Below are 23,294 nucleotides of genomic sequence, written 5' to 3'. Positions count from 1 at the left end.
GAGCAAACCGGCGCCCCATTTTGCGCGACCTTCGGTTGGGGTTTCTCAAGGGGGGCTCGCCCCCCTTGAGGCAGGGGGGTGCGGGGGGGCGGCAGCCCCCCCGCTTCCTCCGGCAGACCCCAAAGGCATTTCATGCCTATGGGGTCTGCCGGACCCCGCTACTCCGCCCCCACCAACCGCGCCTCGTGCGCCTTCAGCGTCAGCCGCGCGCCCTCATAGTCCGCGCCCAGGGCCCGCAGCTCTGGAAACAGCCGGTAAAGCTCTTCGCGCATCCCCGCTTCCATCCCCCCCAATGTCCGCTCACCGGGTTGAAAGCTTTCCGACCAGGCGCCCTCGGCCAGGACAAGTTCGTGGCGGTCGAACAACAGGTGGATATAGGTGACGCTGTCGCGCATCACCTCGCGCACGCCGGGCAGATGGGTCAGGTGGCAGGCGCGCACCAGGACCTCGGGCGTGCCGAAAAGCAGGGCCTCACGCGCGGCGCCCATCAGCATCCGATGCTGGCGCGACACATCCATCCCGCGCAGGGGCAGACCCGCCCCAAGCGCGCCCGCCTTGATCCGCACCGGCCTTAGCGAGGGGTCCGCCGCCATCTCGGCCGCGCCAATCTGCTTGCGCCCGATCCAGCGGAGCGGCTGGGCGCCATGGTCGCGCGTCAGCACCAGATCCCCCACCCGCAGCTTTTGCACCGGAACCGGCCCGCGCGGCGTCGCGATCCGCGTGCCGGGGGTAAAGCACATCACGATGGTCTCGATGTTGCGGAAGGTCAGTTGACCGATGACCTGACCCTGGGCGTCCAGGAAATCGACCGTCCCGTTTTCGGCATTGGTCGCATCGCGGTGGATGACAAAGGGCGCCTGGCCGGTCAGGTCCAGGATGTCGCGTTCGGTTCCGCTTTCCTCGCCGTCGATGTAATCGCCCGCCCCGCCGTGGAACGTGTCCGACCCCGCGCCGCCGACGAAAGTATCGGCGCCCGCATCGCCCCAAAGGACGTCGTCGCCATCGCCGCCCTGCAACAGGTCATTGCCCAGGCCGCCATAGAGCGTATCGGCCCCGGTGCCGCCCTGAACAAGGTCATTGCCCTCGTCGCCAAAGACCGTGTCGTCGCCCGCGCCCCCCATGACCGTGTCGGCATCGGTCCCGCCGAAAAGGCTGTCGTTGCCCGCCAGGCCGTCGATGGAATCCCGACCCGCGCCGCCGTAAAACACGTTGGTAAAGACGTCGCCCACCAGGCCGAACTGGTTGAACCCGGTCAGCGTGTCGTTGAAGGCCGACCCGATGACCCCGTCGATCGCCCCCAGCGCATCGCCCTGCGCATGGCCATAAAGCGCGGTCCAGGTGTCCAGGTTGACCGAAACCGCGGCGTTGGACTCGCTGTAATCGGCAAAGTCCATGCCCGCGCCGCCGTTCAGCGTATCGGCGCCAAGGCCGCCCGCCAAAGTGTCGTCGCCATCGCCCGCATAGATCTGATCCGCCCCGGCCCCGCCGTAAAAGGCATTGGCCAGGCCGTCGCCCTGCAGCGTGTCGGCGGAGGTCCCGCCAATGACCGCCTCGATGCCCGTCAGCGTGTCGCCACCCGCATCGCCGCCCGTGCCGCCCGAAAGCGTGACGCCAACCCCGCTGGTCGAGGCGCTGTAATCGGCCGTATCGAACCCCGTGCCGCCCGACAAAAGGTCGCTGCCCGTGCCCCCGGCCAGGCGGTCATCGCCATCGCCGCCGTAAAGACTGTCGCCGCCCGCAAGGCCGTAAAGGCTGTCGTTGCCCGCGCCGCCGGTCAGGATATTGGCCGCGCCCTCGCCCGTCAGGCTGTCGGCCAAGGCGCCGCCGGTCAGGTTCTCGATCCCCGTCAGCGTGTCGCCCGCACCCAAGCCCCCCCCTTCAAGTCCCGTGGTCAGGTTGACCGAAACCGAGCCCTCGGCGCTGTAATCGGCGGTGTCGGTGCCGGTGCCGCCCTCCAGCAGATCGCCGCCGCCGCCACCCGTCAGGATGTCATTGCCGGTGCCCCCGGTCAGGGTGTTGGCGCCCGCATCCCCCGTCAGGCTGTCATTGCCAGAGCCGCCCGTGACGGCCTCGAACCCGTCCAGCGTGTCGCCCGCCGCATCGCCGCCCGTGGCTCCGGTGGCCAGGTTGACGCTGATCCCCGCGGTCGAGGTGGAATAGTCCAGCCGGTCGATCCCCGCCCCGCCCGACAACAGGTCACTGCCCGCGCCGCCCTGGATGAGGTCATTGCCCTCGCCGCCATACAGCGCGTCATTGCCCGCGGCGCCGTAAAGGCTGTCGTTGCCCGCAGCCCCGGTCAGCACATTGGCCAGCGCGTCGCCGGTCAGGCTGTCGGCGCCTGCCCCGCCGGTGACATTCTCGATCCCCGACAGCACGTCGCCCGCGGCGTCGCCCCCGGTCTCGACCCCGGTGGTCAGGTTGACGGTGACGGCGGCCGATCCAGTGTAATCGGCCGTGTCCAGCCCCGCGCCACCCACAAGGCTGTCAGCGCCCGCGCCACCGGTCAGCGTGTCGTTGCCCGCGCCGCCGAACAGCGTTTCGGCCGCGGCCGAGCCCGTCAGGCGGTCGTCGAAATTGCTGCCGGTGACGACCTCGATGGACGAAAGCACATCCCCCGCCGCATCGCCGCCCGCGCCGGTGCCTGCCGCAAGGTCGATGACCACGGCCGCCGAGGCCGTATAGTCGACGCTGTCATTGCCAGTGCCGCCGTAAAGACTGTCCGTCCCGGCGCCGCCGATCAGCGTATCCGCCCCCGCTCCGCCATACAGCGCATTGGCCAGCGTGTCGCCGGTCAGACTGTCGGACAGGCCAGAGCCCACGACCGCCTCGATGCCCACCAGCGTATCGCCCGCCGCATCACTGCCGACACCAACTCCGGTGCCCAGGTTGACCGAAACCGCCCCCAGCGCGCCCGAATAGTCTGCGGTGTCAAACCCCGTCCCGCCCTCCAGCCGGTCGTTGTTTGTCCCGCCCGTCAGCGTGTCATTGCCCGTCCCGCCATAAAGCTGATCGACACCCGACCCGCCAAACAGCAGGTCGGCATTGTCACCGCCATAAAGCGTGTCATTGCCGCCATTCCCCACAAGGGAATCGTTGCCCGTGCCTCCGGTAAGCGTTTCCGCCCCCGCCCCGCCAGTCAGCGTGACCAATTGATGTGCCTGCTCGTGCTCGTGGCGGGCCTTGGTCTGATGCCTTGGTCCCGCCGTGTGTCTTTACCGCATAATCGTTAACTTTTGCGCTAAAGTCTATGGGTTTGCGAGGGTCAGACCGAGACTTCGGCGCGCAAGGCGGCCTCGGTGATCTCGCCACGGGCGCCTTTCAGCGCGACTTGGCCGCGGCGAAAGACATAGACCTGATCGGCCAGGCCATGGGCAAAGTCGAAATACTGCTCGACCAAGACCACCGCGATGTCGCCCTTTTGCTTCAGATAGGTGATCACGCGGCCGATTTGCTGGATGATATTGGGCTGGATGCCCTCGGTCGGTTCATCCAACAGCAGGACCTTGGGCTTCATCAGCATGGCCCGCGCGATGGCCAATTGCTGTTGTTGCCCGCCCGAGAGGTCGCCGCCCCGCCGCCGCGTCATGTCACGCAGGACGGGGAAAAGCTCATAGATTTCATCGGGGATATGGTGTTCGGACTTGGGCAAGGTGGCGTAGGCCGTCTCCAGGTTCTCGCGCACGGTCAGAAGGGGGAAGATCATCCGGCCCTGCGGCACGACGGCAAGGCCCCGCGTGGCCATCTCTTGCGGGCGGGCGCGGCCGATGGCTTGGCCGTCCAGGGTGATATCCCCCCCGCTGCGCAGATGCGTCCCGGCCAAGGCCTTCAGGAAGGACGTCTTGCCCACCCCATTCGTGCCCATGATCACGGTGACTTCGCCCGCCTTGGCGGTAAAGTCGATGCCATGCAGGATGCGCGCCCCGCCGTAATGCAGTGTCAGGCCCTTGGTTTGCAGCATCATCCCCTCCCGAGGTAGACTTCGATGACTTGGGGATCGGCGGTGACATGGTCCAGCGAGCCCTCGGCCAGGACAGAGCCTTCGTGCAGCACGGTCACGCGGCAGTTCAGGCGGCGCACGAAGTCCATGTCATGTTCCACGACGACGACGGCATGGGATTTGGCAAGCTCCACCAGCATGGCGGTGGTCTGTTCACGCTCGGCCAGGGTCATGCCCGCGGCGGGCTCATCGACCAGCAGGAGTTTGGGTTCCTGGGCCAGCAGCATGGCGATCTCCAGCCATTGCTTTTGCCCATGCGCCAGTTCCCCCGCCTTGCGCGTCAGGTGATCGGTCAGGCCTACCTTTTCGGCCAGTTGCGTCACCCGTTCGCGGCCCGCACCCGACAGGCGGAACATCAGCGCCGCCAGCGGTCCGCGCGGCGACTTCAAGGCCAGCGTCAGGTTTTCGGCAACGGTCTGATCCTCGAAGACCGTGGGGCGCTGGAATTTGCGGCCGACGCCTTCGCGGGCGATCTGCGCCTCGGAGAGCTTTAGCAGCGACACCCCCCGCTCGCCCCAGGTGACGGTGCCACTGTCGGGCCGCGTCTTGCCGGTGACGATGTCCATGAAGGTGGTCTTGCCCGCGCCATTGGGTCCGATGATGGCGCGCAGTTCCGTGGGGCCGATGGAAAAGGACAGGTTGTTGATCGCCCTGAACCCGTCAAAAGCCACCGAGACGCCCGAGACTTCCAGCAGCGCGCTCATTCCTTGGCCTCCTGTTCCATCAAGGCGCCGTCATTGGGGCCCAGCGGGGCGCCCTGCCGGTCGGGCGGCGCGATGCGGTCAAACAGCCCGCCGATGCCCTTGGGCGCAAACAGCGTGACGCAGACAAAGGCGAGGCCCAAAAGCACCTGCCACCAGTCCACCCAGTCGATCGTGTAGAAGCCAAGCGGGATGGAGGGCGCGCGGCCCCCGGTGAACCAGGTCGACAGAAGCGAGACGAAGGCCGCGCCAATGACCGCGCCATAAAGCCGCCCACGGCCCCCGATGGCGACCCAGACCGCCAGATAGATCGAGGCGATGGGCGCAAGCTCTGCCGGGTTGATGATGCCGGCTTGCGGGTAGTAAAGCGCGCCCGCAAGGCCGCAGATGACGGCGGTGGCGGCAAAGACAAAGAGCTTGTAACCCTCGACCGGGTAGCCGAGGAAGCGCACCCGCGCCTCATCGTCACGGATGGCGCGCAGGACCGAGCCGAACTTGCCGGACGTGACCCAGGCCAGCAGCAGGTAGGTCAAAGCCAGCCCCAGCGCCGAGGCCCAGAAGAACCAGAGCGAGACATCGTCCTGGGAGGCCTCCGGCAGGCCCGGCAGGTTCTGCAGGCCGGAAAGCCCGTTGTTGCCGCGCAATCCGCTGTCGTTCTGGAAGAGATACAGCGACAGGGCGAGCGTCATGGCCTGGGTCAGGATCGACAGGTAAACCCCAGTGACCCGGCTTCGGAAGGCGAGCCAGCCGAAGATCAGCGCCAGCACCCCGGGAACCAGCACGATCAACGCCATCTGCAAGGGCGCGGAATGGGCAAAGGACCAGATCAGCGGCAGGTCGGACGAGCCCACGACCCCGAAGATCTGCGTCGTGACACCTTGGGCGATTTCCGAGGCCATGGGCGGTATGGCGCCCTCGGCCAGGGAGGCCACCACGATTTCCTCGGTGCGGGCATACATCAGCCATTGGCCGATCATATAGCCGCCAAGGCCGAAAAAGGCCATGTGACCCAGCGACAGGATGCCGGTGTAGCCCCATACCACATCCATGGCGAGCGCCACGATGCAAAGGCACAGCGTCTTGCCGAGCGTCTTGATGAAGGAGGTCGACATGGCGTCCAGACCCAGGGCCGGGGACAGGAGCGTGACCACAGCTGTCAGGACGGCCAAAGCGAGCAGGAACCAGAAGACCGAGGGGTTGCGCGCCAGGAAGGACCGGTTGGCGAAGGCGGAGAGCGCCGGGGGCGCTGCCCCCGGACCCCCGGGATATTTTTGAAAAGATGAAAGGGGGGCGAGGTTTTGCGGGGCCGGTGTGGGCATTTCGCTTAGGGGAAGGGTCATGTCAGTCTCCGGCCGCCCGGCCCTTGAGCGCGATGATGCCGCGCGGCCGGACCTGGATGAAGAGGATGATGAAGAGGATCATGTAGGTTTGGGCGGCGAGCGTGTTCGAGGGGTTCAGGAACTCGATGGCCTTTTGCAGCGTGCCGATCATGCCTGCACCGGCGAGGGCTCCGAAGATGTTGCCCACGCCGCCCACAACCACGGTCATGAAGCTTTGCACGATGTAATCGGCGCCCAGTTCGGACGTGACCTTGGCATAAAGCCCGATGGCCACGCCTGCGATGCCGGCGATGCCCGACCCCAGGCCAAAGGTCAGCATGTTGATCCTGTCGGGGTTGATGCCCATGCTGGCGGCCATCATCGGATTTTGCGTCACCGCGCGAACCTCAAGCCCCAGCCGCGTGCGCTTCATCATGTAAAGGAAGAAGCCCAGGAACAGCGCCGCCAGCACCACGATGGCGATGCGGATATAGCTGATGGACACCACATCATTGAAGACCAGAGCGCCGCCCAGCCAATCGGGGGAGGTCAGGGGCCGGGCCTGCGTGCCGAAGATATTCTTGAAGATCTGTTGCAGCGCAATCGAGATGCCGAAGGTGGCGAGGAGCGTTTCCAAGGGCCGTTTCATCAGGTGGCGGATCACCAGACGCTCCATCGCGACACCGGCGGCGAAGGTGACGGCAAAGGCCAGGGGGAAGGCCACGACAAGGGACACGGTCTTGTCCGGGATCAGGGTCTGAACGACAAAGCCGGTATAGGCGCCCATGGTGATGAACTCGCCATGGGCCATGTTGATGACGCGCATGACGCCGAAGGTGATGGCCAGGCCGATGGCGGCCAGGAAATAGATCGCGGCCAGGCTGATGCCGTCCATCGCAAGGTCCACCGTCGTCAGGGCCCCCACGGCACGGTCGATGCGGGTCAGGGCGGTTAGGGCGGCGGCCGTCACTTGCGCGTCGGGCTCGGCATAGGTCTCATAGACCGTGACGGCTCCGACGGCGGCGGTGACTTCGTCGGCGGTGGCGGCAAGGGGGACGGCGCCAGAGGTCTCCAGCGCGGTATAGGCGCGGTCGCGGGCCTCTTGCGTGGTCAGGTCCGCGACCTTCACGCCCCCCACCATGCCATTGGCGATATGGGCGGCCAGCGCCTTTTTCTGATCCTCCAGCGTCAGGCGGGCCGGGGCCTCGCCTGCCGTCACCAACAGGTCATAGGCCTGTCCTTCCGTGATCTCGCGGCCCGGGCGCAGGGTGCGGGCCACGTTGCCCTGGGCGGTCGCGCCCACCTTCAGCGTCGTGGCCACCAGCGGCGACAGGGCTGCGCGGAGGTCCAGCCCGGTGTCGGCGCCAAAGCCCTGGATGGCCAGGATGCGCGCCTCGGAGAGGGGATCGAAGCGGATGGTCAAAAGCCGCTCCAGCCGCTGTTTCTGCGTCTTCAGGGCGGGGTCGGTCTCGGTCTCGATGCTGGCGCGCAGCGGCGTCAGGCTTTCGGCGTTCGGGTCCTGGGCAATCGAGGTCAGCGCCTCGGCCCGGCGCGCGGGATCGGGGTCGGACAGGGTGAATTGCACCAAAGCCGCGGAAATCAGCCCGCGCACCCCGGCGTTCGGTTTGAATTCGGTGATGTCGGCCGCGGAGGCCGTGCCCGCGGGGGCGCCGGTCATGTCGGTCAGGGCAAAGCCCGCCGCATCCGGCGTCAGGATAAAGACCGCGCCATCGGATTTGCGCGCGCCCAGCCGCTTGTCGCCCCAGGCCTGCAGGACCTGTGCCGCCATCGGATCGCCACTGGCGGCCAGTCGGTCGATCACCGGGCCGATGGTCTGACGCGAGGGCTTGGCCAGGCTTGCGGCCTCGGACGTGGCGATCTCGGCCACGGTTTCGGCCCAAGCGGGCAAGGCAAGGAACAGGCCCAGAAGGGCCGCGATCAGGATGCGCATGATGTCTCGGAAGGCAGGAGGGTGGGGGGCACCACAGCGCCCCCCTTGGGTCTTAGTAGTTCGAGGTCAACTGGACACAGGTCTTGGTGTCCTTGTTATACATCCCGCATTTCAGGTCCTTCCAATCCGACTCCAGCACGGCGGATTCGGGCAGGAAGTCGGTCCAGGCGTCGCCCGCGACCGGCTCGGTCTGGCTGATGATGTCGAACTGGCCATCGGCGCGAATCTCGCCGATCAGCACGGGCTTGGTCAGGTGGTGGTTCGCCAGCAGTTCCGCCATGCCGCCGGTCAGGTTCGGGAACTTTTGCCCGACCAAGGCGTCCAGCACCGGGTCCACGTCCACCGTGCCCGCCGCCGTCACCGCATTGACCCACATGTTGAAGCCGATGTAATGCGCCTCCATCGGGTCATTGGTGACGCGCTTGTCGTCCTTGATGAAGGCCTTCCAGTCCGCGATGAACTTGGCATTGTCCGGCGAGACGGCGGATTCAAAGTAGTTCCAGGCTGCCAGATGGCCGACCAGGTTCGAGGTATCAAGGCCCGAGAGTTCCTCTTCGCCAACCGAGAAGGCGACGACGGGCAGCTTGTCGGCGGTGACGCCAGCCGCGGCCAGCTCTTTGTAAAAGCCGATGTTCGCATCGCCGTTGATCGTGGAAATCACGCCGACCTTCTTGCCATCTGCCCCCAGCGCCACGACGTCCGAGACGATCTTGGCCCAGTCCGAGTGACCAAAGGGCGTGTAGTTGACGAAGATATCCTCGGCCGCGATGCCCTTGGATTTCAGGTAAGCCTCAAGGATGTTGTTCGTGGTGCGCGGATAGACATAGTCGGTGCCCAAAAGCGCGAATTTCTGGATGCCCAGCTCTTCCAGGAAGTAATCCGTCGCCGGGATCGCCTGCTGGTTCGGTGCTGCGCCGGTGTAGATCACGTTCTTGGACGATTCCTCGCCCTCATACTGCACCGGATAGAACAACAGCCCGTTCAGCTCTTCGACGACCGGCAGGACCGACTTGCGGCTGACAGAGGTCCAGCAGCCGAACATGGCCGCCACCTTGTCGACGGTCAGCAACTCGCGCGCCTTTTCGGCAAAGAGCGGCCAATCCGAGGCCGGGTCCACGACCACCGCTTCCAGTTTTTTGCCCAGCAAACCGCCCTTGGCGTTCTGCGCCTCGATCAGCATCAGCATCGTGTCTTTCAGCGTGGTTTCCGAAATCGCCATCGTGCCCGACAGCGAATGAAGGATGCCGACCTTGATCGTTTCTTCCTGGGCAAAGGCCACGCGGGACATCATCGGGGCCGAGACGACAGCAGCGCCCCCGGCCAAAAGCATGCGGCGAGAAAGTTTCATGGGAATCCCCCGTCAGGGCCGCCTTGACACCCTTCCCAATCGGGCAAGGGCCGCCCATATTGGGCTGGCAGCGATTGTTGCACCAAAGGCGGTGGGGGTGAGCCTGCAAAACGAACCCCTGCCGCCGATCCCCCGGTTGTCCCGGGGATGGCCCATGAAGGCCGCTTTCCGCCCTGCCCCGCAATCTCTGCCCCCGACGCGACCTGCGACTTTGTGCAATTCAAGCAAGATCGCCCAAAATTTGGGCCTTCTTTTTCTGCATATGCATAATAATCGGGCGAAGAGGGCGGAAACCGGCGCGAAGATGGCGGGAACAGACCGGCTTGCGACAAAAGGCGACCTGGCGCGACGGGCAAGACGCGCGCAAAGCGGGTCAGCGCGACGGCCGATGGTTTCCAAGACTTTAGCGGGCGACTTTCGGGTGCGTTTCAGCCATGCATTGGCCGCATATCGGCATTGCCACGCCAAAGGCGCATACGCCATTGCGACAGGACGCGCCTGCGCCTATCTGTGCCCGTGAGGCGGTGATTGAGTATCTCTCATCGCTTCATACCTCCCTGTTGGACTTGGCCGAGCGAAAGCTCGGCCTTTTTTTTGGCTTTTCGCTGCGATGCGGCGGAAAGGGGCGGATTTCCGGGGGCTTGGGCGGTCTTGGCCCAAAAACCGGGCGGCCTGCGAAACATGGTGAAGGCGCGTTCACCTTGTCTTCAGGCGAATCGCATGTACTGCCCAGGTATTTTCCCAGTGGAGGCCAGTATGGCTCTAGATACCTCGGCTTGGCTTGAAGCTTGCGTGGCGGCATTTGGCGACAGGGTCTGGCTGACCACGCCTGACAGGACCCAGTTCGACCTGACGGATGGCACCGGACTTTTCGTGGGTTACGACCGGGCCTTCACCTTGGACGTGACCGATATCACAACCCCCGCTGTCGCCTGGGGGCGCGGATATGGGATTTTCGTCCTGCCAGCGATTGAGCAACCCGGCCTCGGCGAAATTCGGATCCACGGCGCGATCTCGGGCGATTTTGAATTTGGCGTGTCGATAGAAGCCTTTATGGACGATTTGACGCTGCTGAATTTCGGGGAGGTCCGGGCAAGCACGGCGGTGGCCGCGGGTTCGCTTGAGGTCGGTGTGGCAAGGGTCCTGAACGCGGGCATTCTTTGGGGGGACTGGGCCGTCCTTGCGACGGGATTGCGCGTTGAAATCATCAACGCGCCGGGCGGGCTGATGCATGGCGAAAGCTATAGCGCGATCCATATGACGGCCGATACAGGAGAGGTGACGAATGAAGGCGTGATCGAGGGGTCAAGCGTCGCCATCGAAAGCCTGGGCTGGTTGCAGCTGGACAATGCGGGCACGATCAGCGGCGGTTGGGCGGCGCTTGACATGAGCCGGGGGGTGGGTTCGCAGATCCTGAACTCGGGGCGGTTCGCGGGGCTTTTGCAGGGCTCGGGCGCGCGGGATGAGGTGGAGAACTCCGGGTGGATGGAGGATCTGAACCTCGGCGCGGGCGATGATCTGGTGCGCAACACGGGCCATATGGGCCAGGTCGCGCTGGGGGCGGGCCATGACCAGTTCATCGCGCAAGCGGCGGGCACCCAGGGCCCGGTGCGCGGCGGGCGCGGGGATGACACGCTGACGGGCGGTGCGGCGGGGGATCGCTTTCAGGGCGGCGATGGGCGTGACAGGCTTTTCGGCCATGGCGGTGCCGACCGGCTGTGGGGCGGCGAAGAGGCGGATATCCTTGAAGGCGGCGGCGCGGGCGACTGGCTTTTCGGGGACAACGGCTATGACACGCTGAAGGGTCAGGCAGGCGATGACCGGCTTTATGGCGGCGATGGGGGTGACCATCTTTACGGCGGCGGCGGGAATGATTGGCTTGAGGGGGGCGATGGCGCGGACATCTTGCAGGGCGGGGCGGGGGCGGATGTCTTCGTCCTGACGTCCGCCACCTGGGGCATGGACCGCATCCTCGACTTCACCCCGGGCGAAGACCATCTGAAACTCTCTGCCGCGATGACCTGGATCGGTCCGGAGGCCTTCTCCGGCCAAGCCGGAGAGGTGCGCTGGAATGGCCAGGCCGCTTGGCTGGAGGCGGACCGCAATGGCGATGGCGTCTTCGACTGGCGGGCGCAGCTTTACAACAGTTCCCACCAAGTCACGGACCAAGATTTCCTCTGAAACCCTTTCCCTTGGGCGGGAAGTTGCGTAAGACGCCTGCAAACCTTGCCCGAGGGAGCCCCAGATGACCGACCCCGTGATCACCCCGGAACTCGTAGCCGCGCATGGGCTAAAGCCAGACGAATACGAACGCCTTCTGGGCATCATCGGGCGCGAGCCGACCTTCACCGAACTCGGCATCTTCTCGGCCATGTGGAACGAGCATTGTTCCTATAAGTCGTCCAAGAAATGGCTGCGCACCCTGCCCACCACGGGCCCTCAGGTCATCTGCGGACCGGGGGAAAACGCCGGCGTCGTCGATATTGGTGACGGCCAGGCTGTCATTTTCAAAATGGAAAGCCACAACCACCCCTCCTATATCGAGCCCTATCAGGGCGCGGCCACCGGCGTGGGCGGCATCCTGCGCGATGTCTTCACCATGGGCGCGCGTCCGATTGCGGCGATGAATGCGCTCTCCTTTGGCGCGCCGTCGCATCCCAAGACCCGGCAGCTGGTCAAGGGCGTGGTCGAGGGCGTCGGCGGCTATGGCAACGCTTTCGGCGTGCCCACCGTCGGCGGCGAGGTGCGTTTTCACCGCAGCTATAACGGCAACTGCCTTGTGAACGCCTTTGCGGCGGGCCTGGCTGACGCCGACAAGATCTTTTACTCGGTCGCCAGCGGCGTCGGCATGCCGGTCGTCTACCTTGGCGCCAAGACGGGGCGTGACGGGGTCGGCGGCGCCACCATGGCCAGCGCCGAATTCGACGAAACGATCGAGGAAAAGCGCCCCACCGTTCAGGTCGGCGACCCCTTCACCGAAAAGCGCCTCTTGGAGGCTTGCCTAGAGCTGATGGCCTCGGGGGCCGTGATTTCCATCCAGGACATGGGGGCGGCGGGCCTGACCTGTTCGGCCGTGGAAATGGGCGACAAGGGCGGCCTTGGCATCAAGCTGCAACTGGATCAGGTCCCGCAGCGCGAGGCCAACATGACGGCCTATGAAATGATGCTGTCGGAATCCCAGGAACGGATGCTGATGGTCCTCAAGCCCGAGCTTGAAGACGTCGCCCGCGCGATCTTTGTCAAATGGGACCTGGATTTCGCCATCGTGGGCGAGACCATTGCCGAAGACCGCTTCCTGATCCTGCATGGGCAGGACATCAAGGCCGACCTGCCGCTGTCGAAACTGTCGTCCTCGGCGCCGGAATACGACCGCCCCTGGGTGGAAAGCCCGGCACCCGAGGCCCTGCCCCGCCTGCCCCATATCCTGCCGCTGGAGGCGCTTAGGTCGCTGATCGGCTCTCCGTCCTATGCCCACAAGGCCTGGGTCTATGAACAATATGACGCACAGGTTCTGGCCGATACGATCCGGATTCCGGGCATGGGGGCGGGCGTGGTCCGCGTTCATGGCACGAAAAAGGCCCTGGCCTTCACCAGTGACGTGACGCCGCGCTACGTCAAGGCCAACCCGTTCGAGGGCGGCAAACAGGCCGTCGCCGAGGCCTATCGCAACCTGACCGCCGTGGGGGCGCTGCCCCTCGCCACGACCGACAACCTGAACTTCGGCAACCCGGAAAAGCCCGAGATCATGGGGCAACTGGTGGGCGCGCTGAAGGGGATCGGCGCGGCCTGCATCGCTTTGGATATGCCCATCGTCTCGGGCAATGTGTCGCTTTATAACGAGACCGATGGCAAGGGCATCCTTCCGACGCCGACCATCGGCGCCGTGGGTCTGCTGGCGGATGCAGCGCAGATCATCGGCGGGCGGCCCCTTGCGGGCGATGTCGCCGTGGTGATCGGCCGCACCCTGGGGCATCTGGGCCAGTCGGCCCTGGCCGCCGAAGCCTGGGAGATCGAGGCCGGCGACGCGCCCCCCGTCGATCTGGTGGCCGAAAAGCGCAACGGCGACTTCATCCGCGGCAATGGCGCGACCTTTCACGCCTGCACCGACCTGTCGGACGGCGGCCTGGGCCTTGCGGCCTTTGAAATGGCCGAGGGCGCGGGCCTGGGCCTGACCCTGGTCATCGAGGACATCGCCACTTTGTTCGGCGAGGATCAGGCGCGCTATCTGGTGGCCGTGGCCCCCGAGGCGCTGGCGGGTCTGCTGGCCCGGGCCGAGGCCGCTGGCGTCCCCGCCGCCCAAGTCGGCCAGTTTGGCGGTGATCTTGTGGCCTTCGGCAGCCAAAAGGCCCCCTTGGCCGAGCTTTCGGCGCTGTATCGCGGTGCCTTCGCCGCCGCCGTGGCGTGAGCCTGCGGCCCGCCACCGGGGCCGATCTTGCCTTCATCCGGTCGCTGACAGGGCGGCCGGATTATGCCCCCTTTCTGACCGACGAGGACGAAGAGGGGCTCTCTGTCTATCTGACCACCTCGGCCCATCGCCTGCTGGTCTGGGGCGACAATCAGGGCTTTGCCCTTTTTGCCCAGATCGGTGAGCCCTCGGGCGCGGTCGAACTGCGCCGCCTGGGGTTGGCTGACGCCGGGCGCGGGCAAGGCCAACCCTTCCTGCGCGACCTCATCGACTATGCCTTCCGCGATTTGCGGGCGCAGCGCCTGTGGCTCGATGCCTCATCGGAAAACCCCCGCGCCATGGCGTCCTACGTCAAGGCCGGCTTCACGCTGGAAGGGTGCCAGCGCCAGCATTGGTATCGCCCGGCCCTGGGGCGCAGTGTCGACCTGATGCTGTACGGCATGCTGCGGGGCGAATGGCAGGCTCTTGCAGCCCGGAACCCCGCGCCCTAACTTCCCCCAAAAGGAGACCGCGATGCCCATCACCGCCGCCGAGATCGAAAGCCTCATCCGCGACGCCTTCCCCCAGGCGCAAATCACCGTGCAGGGCGACGACGGCCAGCATTTCCAGGCCGAGGTCGTCGATGCCTCCTTTGCCGGCATGTCCCGCGTGAACCAGCAACGCGCGGTCTATGCGGCCTTGAAGGGCAAGATGGACGGGCCTGCCGGAGCGCTGCACGCCTTGGGGCTGACGACAAGGGCGCCGTGATGGGGCTGGGGCGCATCGTCACCACATGGTTGATGTATGCCGTGGGTCTTGGCCCTTTTGCCCCCCGCAGCCCCGAAGATCGCGCCCGCCATCGCGCAGAAGCGGCAAGGCGCCACCGCCCGTATGAGACCACCGAGGCCCGGCTTGCATCCTATCTTGGCACCGGGCTCGAATCCCCCCATATATCCAATATGACACCGCCGCCCGACCGGCCGCTGGAGGACAAAGACAATGACCGCGCTTGATACGATCAAGGATACCGTCGAGAAAAACGACGTCGTGCTTTTCATGAAGGGCACCAAGATGATGCCGCAATGCGGGTTTTCCTCCCGCGTGGCGGGGATCTTGAACTACATCGGGCTGGAATATGCCGATGTGAACGTTCTGGCCGATGCGGAAATCCGCCAGGGGATCAAGGACTTCTCGGAGTGGCCGACGATCCCGCAGCTGTATATCAAGGGCGAATTCGTCGGCGGCTGCGACATCGTCACGGAAATGACCCTGTCCGGAGAGCTGGACCAGCTTTTGGAAGCCAAGGGCGTCGCCTTTGACAAAGAAGCCGCGGGCAAGATCCGCGAAGCCAACCAGGGCTGAACAGACCCGGGGCATGCCCCGGGCTACGCGGCTGAAGCAAAGCCCCCGCCGATCAAAAGGGCGCCCCAACCGCGGGCGCCCTTTCATTTTGGTTAAAATCTCCCACATGGGCCGATCATCACGCCATGGGTCCGCATCAGGCCGCGGCGTCTGGACGGGTGTGAAACCCTCCCGACGCCGCAAGACCTTAGCTCTTGGCGACGCAGCCCGACTTCTCGACCGCGACCGAACCGGCCGAACTCAGCGACAGCGTCCCCACCCCGGCGCCATCCAGCGCCCAGATGTGATGCGTCCCATCCGAGGGCCAGGACCAGCGCTGCACGCCCTCTTCCTGGATCAGCGTTTCCGGCCCCGGCAGCGTCACTTTGCCCTCGCCGTAATCCACCGTGACCGAGCCCCCGGCCGCACATTTATACTCGACCACGCGGCCCGGCAGGACCGGAGGCGCCTTTTCCGGCTCGGGCGGGGTCACGCAGCCCGACAGCGCCAGTCCGAAAGCCAGCACGCCAAACCCAAGGTATTTCATGCAACCAACTCCTCGATACGGGCCGCAAGCGCTTCCGCCTGTTCAGCCAGGGTTTCCCAATCCTCCCCCGCCGCGACGGCCAAAGCCATCGGCGCCGGGCCGGGCACAGTCTCCGACTCAAGTTCCGCAATCCGCGCCTGGGCCTGGCGCAATTCATCCTCCAGGCTGGCCGTGCGGTCGGCCAGCATCAGCCCCGCCATCAACAGCATCCGCGCTTCGGGCAGGCGGCCAAGCTGGGCCTGGATCGGCTGCGCCTCGGCATCCAGCATCCGCGCGGCCGAGATCAGGAAGTGTTCCTCCCCCTCGCGGCAGGTGACAAAGAACTTGCGCTCGCCAATCGCGATTTCGACGTCAGGCATGGGCGGGCTCCTCTGCGGTCACGATGCGGTCAAGTTCCAACAGGATATCGGCCATCTCGGTCGTCTCGCTGGCGCGTTGCGCGCGCAGGGCCTCCAGTTCGATGGCCATGGCGTGGTTGATCATGTCGGGGTCGGCGATCCCCTCGGCCAGGGCCTCTGTCAGGCGGCGCAACTCTTCGCGCAAGGAGGCGACCGAGGCGCGCAGCCGCTGGTTGTCCAGGCTTTGCGCGTCGATCTGGCGCAACAGCCGGTCGTCGTCCTTTTCCGCCGAAGCCGCCTCGACCGCCTCGTGGAAATCTGCAAGCTGGCCCTCTGCCTCGGCCCGGGCCGCGCGTTCGGCATCCAGCAACAGGCGCAGTTTGGCGATCTCGTCGGTCTGCGCCGCCGAGGGCCCGCCAATCGGCAAACGGTCGATCCCGGCATCGACCCTGGCCAAAGCCTCGCGGATTCTGTGTTCCACCGCTGCCAAATCGCTCATTCTTGCCTCACTTCCGGGCGTAAAACGCCTTTGCCCCAGAGTGCGGAGCCCCCGCGGCGCCGTCAAGCGCCAATACGGCGCCCCCTGCGGGAAATCGGCCCCACCCCGCGCAATTTCCGCGTGAGATGCGTCGTCGGGGGCCCTTGCCAACTTGCAACTTGGAACAGGGGTGTTATGCACCTCGGCAAACCTAACCAAAAAGGATCAGGACGTGGACATTCAGACCCTCCGCACCCGTCATCCCGACCATTGGATGCGTGCCGCCGCCATCCGCACGCTGACGCTGGATGCCGTCGCTGCGGCCAATTCCGGCCATTCGGGGATGCCGATGGGCATGGCCGATGTGGCCACCGTCCTGTTTGAAAAGCACCTGCGCTTTGACCCCAAGGCGCCGAATTGGCCCGACCGCGACCGCTTCATCCTGTCGGCGGGCCATGGGTCGATGCTGATCTATGCGCTGCTTTATCTGACCGGTTACGCCGATATCACGCTGGACCAGATCAAGGGCTTCCGCCAATGGGGGATGCGCACTGCCGGCCACCCGGAATTCGGCCATGCCGGCGGGATTGAAACGACGACCGGCCCGCTGGGTCAGGGCATCGCCAATTCGGTGGGCTTTGCCATTGCCGAAGCCAACCTGCGCGCCCGTCTGGGCGCCAAGGTCATGAACCACCGCACCTGGGTCATCGCCGGCGACGGCTGTTTGATGGAGGGCGTTTCGCAAGAGGCCATCGCGCTGGCGGGCAAGCAGGAACTGTCGAACCTGACCGTCTTCTGGGATGACAACGGGATCACCATCGACGGCAAGGTCTCGATTGCCGATATCACCGATCAGAAGGCGCGGTTTGCGGCCTCTGGCTGGGCGGTCTTTGAATGTGACGGCCATGACCCCGAGGATATCAACCGCGCCATCCTGGCCGCCAAAAAGGCTGACAAGCCGCAGCTGATCGCCTGCAAGACGCATATCGCTTTGGGGTCTTCGGCGCAGGACACCTCCAAGGGCCACGGCGCGCTGACCGATCCCAAGCTGATCACCGACACCAAGGCCGCCTATGGCTGGACCGCGGCGCCCTTCGAAATCCCGGCTGATGTGAAATCGCAATGGGAGGCCTTTGGTGCCCGCGGCGCCGAGGCCCGCGCTGCTTGGGAGGCCAATTTGGCCACCCAGCCCGCCGCCCGTCAGAAGTTGATCGAGCGTCTGTTCTCGGGCGCGGTCGATGACAAGGCTTTGGCCCGCGCCGTGATCGGCGTGAAAAAGGCCGCTTTGGAGACCAAGCCCAAGCTTGCCACCCGTGCGGCCAGCGAAAAGGTCTTGCAGGCGGTCAACCCGGTGCTGTTTGAAACCATCGGCGGTTCGGCCGACCTGACCGGATCGAACAACACCAAGACCGCCGATCTGGGGGTCTTCACCCCCGAGGATCGCAAGGGCCGTTACATCTATTTCGGCATCCGGGAACATGGCATGGCCTCGGCCATGAACGGCATGGCTTTGCATGGCGGTGTGCGGCCCTATGGCGGCACCTTCATGTGCTTTACCGACTATGCGCGGCCTGCGATGCGGCTTTCGGCGCTGATGGGGGTTCCGGTCGTCTATGTGATGACGCACGACTCCATCGGCCTGGGCGAGGACGGCCCGACCCACCAGCCGGTCGAGCATCTGGCGATTTCGCGGTCGACGCCGAACACCCTGGTCTTCCGCCCCTGCGACCTGATCGAAACCGCCGAGGCCTGGCAGATCGCCTTGTCGCAAAAGGCGACGCCTTCGGTTCTGGCCCTGTCGCGGCAGAACCTGCCGACGCTGCGGACCGATGCGACCTCGGTCAACAAGACGGCCAAGGGCGCCTATGTCCTGGCCGAGGCCGAGGCCAAACGTCAGGTCATCCTGATGGCCACCGGGTCCGAAGTCGAAATCGCCATGGCGGCCAAGGCGGCTTTGGAGGCCGATGGGATCGGCACCCGTGTGGTGTCCATGCCGTCGATGGAGCTGTTCGCCCAACAGGACGAGGCCTACCGCAAGCGCATCCTGCCGCCGGGTTCGGTGCGCATCGCCATCGAGGCGGGCGTGCGTCACGGCTGGGACCGCTGGCTTCTGGGCCAGGGCGGGCGTGAAGCCAAGGCGGGCTTTGTCGGCATGACGGGCTTTGGCGCCTCGGCGCCCATCGACCGGCTGTATAAAGAGTTCGGCATCACCGCCGAGGATACCGTGGCCTTGGCCAAGTCGATGCTGTGATCCATGGGGGCCGGGTTCGACACGCTTGACCTGGCCTCTTTGACCCTGCCCGAGGGCGGGCCGACCCGAGACTTCGCGCGCCCCGCTGACCGGCGGGACGCGCTATACGAGGCGCGCTATGACCGCCTGACTTTGGCCTATGACCATTGGGTTCAGGATGGCCGCATCCATTTCCTGACGCCGCGGCTGTTGAACCTGTGGCCTTCCCTCCGCGCCGACCTTGCGCCGCGCCGCAGCCGCCACCTCCGCTGGGAGCATCTGACCGCGCCGCTTTCGGCCCGGTCCGTCATGGGCCTGCCTCTGTCGCCAAGCGCCTCTTTGGCGGACCGTTTCGCAGGCCTGCGGGTGCTGATGGCGGTGTCAAAGGACAACCCGATCGACTGGATCACCGCCTGGGCGCGTCACCATGTGGCGACCCAGGGGACCGAGGCTGTTTTGCTGTTCGACAATGGCTCGACCACCTATGATGCCGCCGACATCACCGCGGCGCTGTCCCGCGTGCCGGGGCTGAAGACGGCGGTCGTGATCCGCGCGCCCTTTCCCTATGGCCCCGCACATGGGCGGACGGCCAAGCTGGAGGTTCCGGCGCGCTTCTTTCAGACCGCGATGTTCAACCTCGCCCGGCTGCGGATGCTGGGTCAGGCGCGGTCGGTCCTGTCCTTGGATATCGACGAGATGGCCATGGGGCCAAGCGCCCATGAGGCGGCGGAACGCAGCCTCATGGGCCTCGTACGGCTGAACGGGACCTGGGTCTATGCCGGAGAAACCGGGGGCCGCAAGCCGCAGGCCGCCCATGACCACCGGCCCGAGACCCCGCAGCCCTGCATGCCGAAATGGTGCGTGGTGCCGGGGCGTCTGGCGGGGAAAAAGGGCTGGACCGTGCATCGGATCTTTGGCGACCTTGACGCGCTGTTCACCGGTCAGACCACATTCGTCCATTGCCAGCAATGCTCCACCGGCTGGAAAGTCGCGCGGGAGGGGACGGGGGCCTTGACCCACGACCCCGCGCTTACCGCGCTTTGGGCGCGCTCAGCGGAATAGGCCCATCACAGGCGCCAGAACTTTGGGCAAAACCCGCGTGGCCAGCGGGATCAGCGCCAGGCCCAGAACCAACCCCACGACGCCATCGCAAAACGCTGTCACCGCCCAGGCGGTAAAGCCGCCCAAGGGCGCCAGCGCCGCCACCGCCTCGGCCCAATGGTGGATCACCTCGTAAGGTGCCGCCCACAGATGCGTGACCTCCAACCCATGCAGCACGATTGACCCGCCAACCCACAGCATCGCCGCCGTGCCGACCGTGGACAGGGTCGACATCAGCTTGGGCATGAAAGAGACAAGCCCCCGGCCAAAGGCCCGCAGCGCGCGCGACGGCGCATTGGCGGCCATATGCAGGCCGACATCATCCATCTTCACGATCAAAGCCACCGCGCCATAGACTGCCACGGTGATCAGCGTGCCCACGACGGCCAAAGTGATCGCCTCGGTCCAGAAGTTGCTTTCCGGGATGGCGGCCAGCGCAATCGTCATGATCTCGGCCGAGAGGATGAAATCGGTCTTGATGGCGCCCGCGATCTTTTCCTCTTCCAGATGGGCGGGGTCGCCGGTGGCGAAATCCTCCTCGACATGGTCGTCGGCATTGGGGGCCAGCGCATGAAACACCTTCTCGGCCCCCTCGAAACACAGATAGGCGCCGCCCAGCATCAGCAAAGGCGTGATGGCCCAGGGCGCGAAGGCGTTCATCGCCAGAAGGCCAGGCAGCAGGATGATCAGCTTGTTCTTGAGCGATCCCACCGCGATCCGCCCGATGATCGGCAATTCGCGCGCGGCCGCAAAGCCATGGACATATTTCGGCGTCACCGCCGCATCGTCGATCACCACGCCCGCGGCCTTGGCCCCCGCCTTGGCCGCCGCCGCCGCAATGTCATCGACCGAGGCCGCCGCCACTTTGGCAATCGCCGCGACATCGTCCAGAAGTGCCAGAAGCCCGCTCATCATAATCCCTTCGTTTTCGCCTAGATACGCGATGGCGCAGGAATTTCAACCGCGACGATGTTGGCGGAAACGGGGGCGCTACCTCTAACAAACTGATTTATAATGACAATGCGACTTTCAACGCCATCCATTGCGCGCGAATATCGCGCCAAGGCCGCCATGAACGCCCGCCAAATCCCCAGCGATGCCGGCACGATCGACCAAAGAAGACGCGCAATCGACTTCTCTCCCTGCGGCCCTTGGTCTATCGTCGCCCGGACCCAAGGCCGCACTGGCCCCCGACCCATACAGGGCACTCCCAGCGCGGGGCGCCCCCGCCACAGGAGGCCGCCATCCGCGGACATCTGATCATTGCCGGGCTCATCCTTGGCCTTTTCGGCCTGGATGCCCTGCTGAACCAGGGACTGGCCTCGCTTTTTCTGGCGCGCAAGCTGATGGACCTTGCACTGTATCTGACTTTCTGGCGACATTAGACCAGACCGACCATTTACTGTTGAAATCCGGCGCAAACTGACGATGTTAGCGCTATCTTTCCGGCGCGCTGAGTCGCGTCATGTCCTGAGGAGGCACCATGTCCGTCAAAGTCGCCATCAACGGGTTCGGCCGCATCGGCCGCAACATCCTGCGCGCCATCATCGAATCGGGCCGCACCGATATCGAAGTCATTGCGATCAACGATCTGGGCCCGGTGGAAACCAACGCCCATCTGGTGCGCTTTGACTCCGTTCATGGCCGTTTCCCCGGGACCGTGACCACGGGCGCCGACTGGATCGACGTGGGCCGTGGCCCGATCCGCGTGACCGCGATCAAGAACCCGGCCGAGCTGCCTTGGGGTGACGTCGATGTCATCATGGAATGCACCGGGATCTTCACCTCGAAGGAAAAGGTCCAGGGCCACCTGGCGACCGGCGCCAAGCGCGTGCTGATCTCGGCCCCCGGCGACAATGCCGACAAGACCATCGTTTTCGGCGTGAACCACCACACGCTGACCAAGGATGATATCGTCGTCTCGAACGCCTCTTGCACCACGAACTGCCTGTCGCCCTTCGCCAAGGTGCTGAACGACGCCATCGGGATCGAAAAGGGGATGATGACCACCATCCACTCCTATACCGGCGATCAGCCGACCCTGGACACGATGCACAAGGACCTGTATCGCGCCCGCGCCGCCGCGCTGAACATGATCCCGACCTCGACGGGCGCCGCCAAGGCCGTGGGTCTGGTGCTGCCGGAGCTGAAGGGCAAGCTGGACGGCTTTGCGATGCGCGTGCCGACGCCGAATGTCTCGGTCGTCGACTTGAAGTTCATCGCCAAGCGCGCGACCACGGTCGAAGAAGTCAATGCCGCGATCAAATCCGCCGCCGATGGCGCGCTGAAGGGCATCCTGGGCTATACCAACGACAAGAATGTCTCGTCCGACTTCAACCATGACAGCCATTCGTCGATCTTCCACATGGACCAGACCAAGGTGATGGACGGGACCTTTGTGTCCGTCCTGTCCTGGTATGACAACGAGTGGGGCTTCTCGAACCGCATGTCCGATACGGCCGTGGCCATGGGCAAGCTGATCTGAGCTTTCAGTTTGACCTGAGTCGAACCCGTTGAATTTTAATGAAAAGGCCCCTTCGGGGGCCTTTTTGCATTTTGCCCGGGAATTGACCGGATTTCAGCACCCTTTGGCCGGAAATCGGGCAGGAGCCTAGTTAATTTTGCGTTACCTATGCATCCAGCGCAACGCCGCACCGCAGCATTGTCGGTTGTTTGGCCGCTGGAAAGGTCCATATTCGGGACATGGAGCAAACAAAGGCTCCGAAGAAAGGACCGACACCATGAAGCACCTGTTCGCCCGCTACCGCGCCGAGGCCACGAATTTCGCCCTCTACCGCAAGACCCGCGACGAGATCGCCATGCTGCCGCGCTCTGTCGCCATCGACCTCGGCCTCTTCCCCGAAGACGCCGACCGTATCGCCCGTGAGGCTGTCTGGGGCTGAGATGGCCCCTCGCTGGACCCTTCCAGCTTGTAAGGAGTGATGTGATGAAAAACCTGTTTGCCGCCTATCGTGACTATTCCGCCAAGCGCGCCCTGTTTCGCCGCACCCGCGACGAATTGGCCCGCCTCTCCCCGGCCGAGGCCGCTGACCTTGGCATCCACCCCGGCGATGCATCGCGCATCGCTCATGAGGCCGTCTGGGGCTGATTGCCCGGACTTGTGCAACCGATGATGGGGCCAATGCCCCGCCCCGGGACCCGAGGGTCCCCGCTGAACTGGAGATGAAGATGAAAAAATTCCTTGCCCGTGTCGAACAAGAAGCCCACCGCCGCGCCGAATACCGCCGCATCCGTGACGAAATCGCGGGCCTGTCCTGGCGCGACCAGCTGGACATTGGCATCAACGCCGGGGACGCGGACCGGATCGCCCGGCAGATGATCTGGGGCTGATAGCCCCTACGCGCCGTGACATGTTGCGACGACAGGGCCCCTTCGGGGGCCTTTTCCATGGGTGGGGGCCTTTTGCAGGGGTGGGCAACCGGGGCCGGGGCGCCAGTGCCCGGCAACGCCGCACTGACAGGGGCCGCGCAGGATCATCCGATCCACCAAGGGGCTCCGCCGACTGCACCGCCAATGCTTTTGCGCGGCCCTCGCCCTG

At 65.1% G+C, this 23,294-nt stretch carries 21 protein-coding genes; 11 read left to right on the top strand and 10 right to left on the bottom strand.

The genetic code is table 11. The annotated features are described in order from the left end of the window. Positions 1-158: 158 nt before the first annotated feature. From NX862_RS02760 to urtA, 6 genes are all read right to left on the bottom strand, one after another. On the bottom strand, positions 159-3,149 hold the full coding sequence (locus NX862_RS02760; protein WP_264492339.1) for a Hint domain-containing protein: 2,991 nt from the start codon (positions 3,147-3,149) through the stop codon (positions 159-161). Positions 3,150-3,262: 113 nt separating this feature from the next. Continuing rightward, positions 3,263-3,961 (bottom strand): urea ABC transporter ATP-binding subunit UrtE, encoded by a 699-nt coding sequence (urtE, locus tag NX862_RS02755; RefSeq protein WP_264492338.1) that lies wholly within the window; start codon positions 3,959-3,961, stop codon positions 3,263-3,265. Further along, complete coding sequence (gene urtD / locus NX862_RS02750; protein WP_264492337.1) at positions 3,958-4,701, bottom strand: urea ABC transporter ATP-binding protein UrtD; 744 nt, start codon at positions 4,699-4,701, stop codon at positions 3,958-3,960. Before urtD ends, urtE begins: the two co-directional genes overlap by 4 nt. Next, positions 4,698-6,038, bottom strand: coding sequence for an urea ABC transporter permease subunit UrtC (gene urtC / locus NX862_RS02745; RefSeq protein ID WP_264492336.1), 1,341 nt, complete (start codon positions 6,036-6,038; stop codon positions 4,698-4,700). Before urtC ends, urtD begins: the two co-directional genes overlap by 4 nt. Position 6,039: 1 nt before the next feature. Further along, positions 6,040-7,968: an urea ABC transporter permease subunit UrtB gene (gene urtB, locus NX862_RS02740; RefSeq protein ID WP_264492335.1), complete on the bottom strand. Its 1,929-nt coding sequence runs from the start codon at positions 7,966-7,968 to the stop codon at positions 6,040-6,042. 52 nt (positions 7,969-8,020) lie between these two features. Next, positions 8,021-9,316 (bottom strand): urea ABC transporter substrate-binding protein, encoded by a 1,296-nt coding sequence (gene urtA, locus NX862_RS02735; protein WP_264492334.1) that lies wholly within the window; start codon positions 9,314-9,316, stop codon positions 8,021-8,023. 756 nt (positions 9,317-10,072) lie between these two features. On the opposite strand from urtA, the gene NX862_RS02730 reads away from it, so the two are divergent. The 5 genes from NX862_RS02730 to grxD all read left to right on the top strand — a co-directional run bounded on the left by NX862_RS02730 (position 10,073) and on the right by grxD (position 15,062). Then, positions 10,073-11,497: a calcium-binding protein gene (locus NX862_RS02730; protein WP_264492333.1), complete on the top strand. Its 1,425-nt coding sequence runs from the start codon at positions 10,073-10,075 to the stop codon at positions 11,495-11,497. Between the two features lie 64 nt (positions 11,498-11,561). Next, complete coding sequence (gene purL, locus NX862_RS02725) at positions 11,562-13,721, top strand: phosphoribosylformylglycinamidine synthase subunit PurL (RefSeq protein WP_264492332.1); 2,160 nt, start codon at positions 11,562-11,564, stop codon at positions 13,719-13,721. Further along, entirely contained in the window at positions 13,718-14,212 is a 495-nt protein-coding gene (locus tag NX862_RS02720) for a GNAT family N-acetyltransferase (RefSeq protein ID WP_264492331.1), read from the top strand. The genes purL and NX862_RS02720 overlap by 4 nt, the downstream gene beginning before the upstream one ends. A 22-nt stretch (positions 14,213-14,234) precedes the next feature. Continuing rightward, a complete protein-coding gene (locus tag NX862_RS02715) occupies positions 14,235-14,468 on the top strand; it encodes a BolA/IbaG family iron-sulfur metabolism protein (protein ID WP_264492330.1) in 234 nt (77 codons plus the stop codon). Between the two features lie 231 nt (positions 14,469-14,699). Beyond that, positions 14,700-15,062 carry a Grx4 family monothiol glutaredoxin gene (gene grxD / locus NX862_RS02710; protein WP_264492329.1) on the top strand — a complete coding sequence of 121 codons (363 nt, stop codon included), beginning with the start codon at positions 14,700-14,702 and terminating at the stop codon, positions 15,060-15,062. 187 nt (positions 15,063-15,249) lie between these two features. Here the strand turns inward: grxD and NX862_RS02705 are convergent, their stop codons facing one another. Genes NX862_RS02705 through NX862_RS02695 form a run of 3 tightly spaced genes read right to left on the bottom strand, consistent with a single transcriptional unit; the run spans position 15,250 to position 16,425 of the window. After that, positions 15,250-15,588, bottom strand: a complete 339-nt coding sequence (locus NX862_RS02705) for a hypothetical protein (protein ID WP_264492328.1) — start codon at positions 15,586-15,588, stop codon at positions 15,250-15,252. Then, entirely contained in the window at positions 15,585-15,947 is a 363-nt protein-coding gene (locus NX862_RS02700) for a cell division protein ZapA (RefSeq protein ID WP_264492327.1), read from the bottom strand. Before NX862_RS02700 ends, NX862_RS02705 begins: the two co-directional genes overlap by 4 nt. Then, positions 15,940-16,425, bottom strand: coding sequence for a hypothetical protein (locus NX862_RS02695; RefSeq protein ID WP_264492326.1), 486 nt, complete (start codon positions 16,423-16,425; stop codon positions 15,940-15,942). The genes NX862_RS02700 and NX862_RS02695 overlap by 8 nt, the downstream gene beginning before the upstream one ends. A gap of 211 nt (positions 16,426-16,636) precedes the next feature. Here NX862_RS02695 and tkt point away from each other — a divergent pair, with 211 nt between their 5' ends. Together tkt and NX862_RS02685 are read left to right on the top strand one after the other, a co-directional pair. Next, positions 16,637-18,655, top strand: a complete 2,019-nt coding sequence (gene tkt / locus NX862_RS02690; protein ID WP_264492325.1) for a transketolase — start codon at positions 16,637-16,639, stop codon at positions 18,653-18,655. Between the two features lie 3 nt (positions 18,656-18,658). Next, positions 18,659-19,696 carry a hypothetical protein gene (locus NX862_RS02685; protein WP_264492324.1) on the top strand — a complete coding sequence of 346 codons (1,038 nt, stop codon included), beginning with the start codon at positions 18,659-18,661 and terminating at the stop codon, positions 19,694-19,696. On the opposite strand, the gene NX862_RS02680 is transcribed toward NX862_RS02685, so the two are convergent. After that, positions 19,685-20,647, bottom strand: a complete 963-nt coding sequence (locus NX862_RS02680; protein ID WP_264492323.1) for a DUF808 domain-containing protein — start codon at positions 20,645-20,647, stop codon at positions 19,685-19,687. The genes NX862_RS02685 and NX862_RS02680 overlap by 12 nt on opposite strands. 571 nt (positions 20,648-21,218) lie before the next feature. On the opposite strand from NX862_RS02680, the gene gap reads away from it, so the two are divergent. The 4 genes from gap to NX862_RS02660 all read left to right on the top strand — a co-directional run bounded on the left by gap (position 21,219) and on the right by NX862_RS02660 (position 23,086). Continuing rightward, on the top strand, positions 21,219-22,220 hold the full coding sequence (gene gap, locus NX862_RS02675) for a type I glyceraldehyde-3-phosphate dehydrogenase (RefSeq protein ID WP_264492322.1): 1,002 nt from the start codon (positions 21,219-21,221) through the stop codon (positions 22,218-22,220). A 256-nt stretch (positions 22,221-22,476) separates the two neighbouring features. After that, entirely contained in the window at positions 22,477-22,638 is a 162-nt protein-coding gene (locus NX862_RS02670) for a hypothetical protein (protein ID WP_264492321.1), read from the top strand. A gap of 44 nt (positions 22,639-22,682) precedes the next feature. Continuing rightward, entirely contained in the window at positions 22,683-22,844 is a 162-nt protein-coding gene (locus NX862_RS02665; RefSeq protein ID WP_264492320.1) for a DUF1127 domain-containing protein, read from the top strand. An 80-nt stretch (positions 22,845-22,924) separates the two neighbouring features. Next, positions 22,925-23,086, top strand: a complete 162-nt coding sequence (locus NX862_RS02660) for a hypothetical protein (protein ID WP_264492319.1) — start codon at positions 22,925-22,927, stop codon at positions 23,084-23,086. Positions 23,087-23,294: the final 208 nt, after the last annotated feature.

Origin of the sequence: Stagnihabitans lacustris (assembly GCF_025950525.1) — a bacterium.
GTDB lineage: Bacteria > Pseudomonadota > Alphaproteobacteria > Rhodobacterales > Rhodobacteraceae > Stagnihabitans.
The sequence above is the reverse complement of the archived record's forward strand: the minus strand, read 5'-3'. Positions and strand labels throughout refer to the sequence as shown.

Bases quoted from the DNA above. Each gene is read 5' to 3' on its own strand.
- urtE (WP_264492338.1), bottom strand. From the start codon at position 3,961: ATGATGCTGCAAACCAAGGGCCTGACACTGCATTACGGCGGGGCGCGC.
- urtD (WP_264492337.1), bottom strand. From the start codon at position 4,701: ATGAGCGCGCTGCTGGAAGTCTCGGGCGTCTCGGTGGCTTTTGACGGG.
- urtC (WP_264492336.1), bottom strand. From the start codon at position 6,038: ATGACCCTTCCCCTAAGCGAAATGCCCACACCGGCCCCGCAAAACCTC.
- urtB (WP_264492335.1), bottom strand. From the start codon at position 7,968: ATGCGCATCCTGATCGCGGCCCTTCTGGGCCTGTTCCTTGCCTTGCCC.
- urtA (WP_264492334.1), bottom strand. From the start codon at position 9,316: ATGAAACTTTCTCGCCGCATGCTTTTGGCCGGGGGCGCTGCTGTCGTC.
- NX862_RS02730 (WP_264492333.1), top strand. From the start codon at position 10,073: ATGGCTCTAGATACCTCGGCTTGGCTTGAAGCTTGCGTGGCGGCATTT.
- purL (WP_264492332.1), top strand. From the start codon at position 11,562: ATGACCGACCCCGTGATCACCCCGGAACTCGTAGCCGCGCATGGGCTA.
- NX862_RS02715 (WP_264492330.1), top strand. From the start codon at position 14,235: ATGCCCATCACCGCCGCCGAGATCGAAAGCCTCATCCGCGACGCCTTC.
- grxD (WP_264492329.1), top strand. From the start codon at position 14,700: ATGACCGCGCTTGATACGATCAAGGATACCGTCGAGAAAAACGACGTC.
- NX862_RS02705 (WP_264492328.1), bottom strand. From the start codon at position 15,588: ATGAAATACCTTGGGTTTGGCGTGCTGGCTTTCGGACTGGCGCTGTCG.
- NX862_RS02700 (WP_264492327.1), bottom strand. From the start codon at position 15,947: ATGCCTGACGTCGAAATCGCGATTGGCGAGCGCAAGTTCTTTGTCACC.
- NX862_RS02695 (WP_264492326.1), bottom strand. From the start codon at position 16,425: ATGAGCGATTTGGCAGCGGTGGAACACAGAATCCGCGAGGCTTTGGCC.
- NX862_RS02685 (WP_264492324.1), top strand. From the start codon at position 18,659: ATGGGGGCCGGGTTCGACACGCTTGACCTGGCCTCTTTGACCCTGCCC.
- NX862_RS02680 (WP_264492323.1), bottom strand. From the start codon at position 20,647: ATGAGCGGGCTTCTGGCACTTCTGGACGATGTCGCGGCGATTGCCAAA.
- gap (WP_264492322.1), top strand. From the start codon at position 21,219: ATGTCCGTCAAAGTCGCCATCAACGGGTTCGGCCGCATCGGCCGCAAC.
- NX862_RS02670 (WP_264492321.1), top strand. From the start codon at position 22,477: ATGAAGCACCTGTTCGCCCGCTACCGCGCCGAGGCCACGAATTTCGCC.
- NX862_RS02665 (WP_264492320.1), top strand. From the start codon at position 22,683: ATGAAAAACCTGTTTGCCGCCTATCGTGACTATTCCGCCAAGCGCGCC.
- NX862_RS02660 (WP_264492319.1), top strand. From the start codon at position 22,925: ATGAAAAAATTCCTTGCCCGTGTCGAACAAGAAGCCCACCGCCGCGCC.